General features: G+C 63.4%; 1 protein-coding gene and 2 pseudogenes. 1 reads left to right on the forward strand and 2 read right to left on the reverse strand.

Annotated elements, in window-relative coordinates; all coding sequences use genetic code 11:
* Together I71_RS14350 and I71_RS14355 are read right to left on the reverse strand one after the other, a co-directional pair.
* A pseudogene (locus I71_RS14350) lies at positions 1–920 on the reverse strand (cbb3-type cytochrome c oxidase subunit I); the annotation flags it as partial.
* 13 nt (positions 921–933) lie between these two features.
* The gene (locus I71_RS14355) at positions 934–1386 is read right to left on the reverse strand and encodes a cytochrome c (protein ID WP_042695533.1); all 453 of its coding nucleotides are present in this window, start codon (positions 1384–1386) and stop codon (positions 934–936) included.
* 241 nt (positions 1387–1627) lie between these two features.
* Here I71_RS14355 and I71_RS14360 point away from each other — a divergent pair.
* Positions 1628–1972 (forward strand): annotated as a pseudogene (locus I71_RS14360) (cytochrome c oxidase subunit 3 family protein); the annotation flags it as partial.

Consider the following 1972-nt stretch of genomic DNA (forward strand, 5'->3'; position numbering starts at 1 on the left):
CAGGAAGCCCCACAGCCCGGCGCCGAAGAAGGCGAAGACCGCGCAGCCCAGCGACCACAGCATCGCGCCCTGTTCGGATGACGTCGGCCGCTCTTCCACACCATCATGAAGGCGAAGACGACCATGGTGAAGAAAGGCGCGACTTCCAGCGTCGAGAACAGCGAGCCGATCCACTGCCAGTAGCCGGGCGTGCCGATCCAGTAATAATGGTGGCCGGTGCCGAGGATGCCGCTGAACAGGGCCAGGCCGACCATGGCGTACAGCCACTTCTCGACCACTTCGCGGTCGACGCCGGTCATCTTGATCATCAGGAAGGCGAGGATGGAGGCCAGGACCAGTTCCCACACGCCCTCGACCCACAGATGGACGACGTACCACCAGTACATCTTGTCCAGCGACAGGTTCGCCGGGTTGTAGAAGGAGAACAGGAAGAAGACCGCGATGCCCCACATGCCCACCAGCAGGATGTTGGTGATGACCGTGCGGCGGCCCTTCAGCACCGTCAGCGTGATGTTGTAGAGGAACATCAGCGCGACGACGACGATGGCGGCCTTGATCCACAGGGGCTGTTCGAGGAACTCGCGACCCTCATGGATGCGGAAGACATAGCCGACCACCGCCGCCAGCGCGCCGAAGACGAACAGGCCGAGCTGGATCAGCGCCAGTTTCGGACTGTGCAGCTCGGTCTCCGCCTCCTCGGGCACGAGGTAATAGGCGGCACCGAAGAATCCCATCAGCAGCCAGACGATCAGGGCGTTGGTGTGGATCATCCGGATGATGTTGAAGGGCAGCAACTCCGACAGCGTGTTGGGCAGCACATAGACCGTGCCGGCGAGGAGACCCACCAGGATCTGCACACCGAACAGTCCCATGGCCGCCGCGAAGTAATAGAGGGCGACTTTTTGCGATTCGTACTTCATGACGGAATTCTCCTCAGCCCGACAGCTTGGGTGGCCAGTTCTGGGTGTTGATGCGGCTGGTCCATTCCAGGAAGGCGGCGAGATCCTCGACCTCCTTCTCGGTCAGGTGGAACTGCGGCATCTGGCGCCGGCCTTCGATCCCGGACGGCTGTGCCGCCATCCAGCCCTTCAGTGCCATCACGGCGCCCTCGGGGTCCTTGTCGCCGCCATAGCGCAGCCAGACATTGCCCAGCTCGGGGGCGAAATAGGCGCCCTCGCCCAGCAGTGTGTGGCAGTTGATGCAGGCGTTCCTTTCCCACACATGCTTGCCGCGGGCGACCGCGTCGGACAGCGTCTTCTTATCGGTGCTGGTATTGACGATGTAGTTGTGGCTGAGCGCGGTCAAAGCGACGAATGTCGCGAAGAAGAACAGCGATCCGCCATAAAAGATATTTCGCGCGGCCGCCTTGGTGAAGCGTTCGGTCATCGCTCGGGATCCCTGGAAATCTCGATCTGTCGGTCGAGAGGGGGTCGGTTCGGGAGGCGTCGGGTGCGCGACGCCGCAGTTCGGGGAAAGGTCCGGAAACCGGGCGTCGCAGCGTCTTACCGCCACGGGTCGGGCGAATAATTGACCGTGGCGGAAGGGCATTCCTTGACCGCGGTCAAGCCGGTCGCGGGACCGGCGGCCTAGCATTCGCAAACATGATGAAATGCTTTGGACATTGAAAATGGCCGACGTTGAAATCTCGGGCCTGGAGATGGCGAGCCCCGAGGATCGGGCGAGCGGACTTGCCGCCCTGCCCGGCAACCTGATGATGTGGATCCTGATCTTCAGCGAACTGGTGGTGTTCGGCGTCGCCTTCCTGGGCTTCGCCGTCGCCCGTGTGCTGGACCGTGCGACCTTCGCTGCCGGTCAGGCCCATCTGAACGGTACGGCGGGCGCGCTGAACACCATGATTCTGGTGACCAGCGGCTATCTGGCCGCCCGCGGGGTCGCCGCCGGCCGGCGCGGTGCGGTGCCGCAAGCCCGCCGGGCGATGCTGATGGCCGGCGCGGTGGGATCCGTGTTCCTG

Source organism: Azospirillum sp. B506 (assembly GCF_000333595.1).
Classification (GTDB): domain Bacteria; phylum Pseudomonadota; class Alphaproteobacteria; order Azospirillales; family Azospirillaceae; genus Azospirillum.

Excerpts from the sequence above, each read along its gene's own strand:
- I71_RS14355 (WP_042695533.1), bottom strand. The coding sequence starts at position 1,386 with ATGACCGAACGCTTCACCAAGGCGGCCGCGCGAAATATCTTTTATGGC.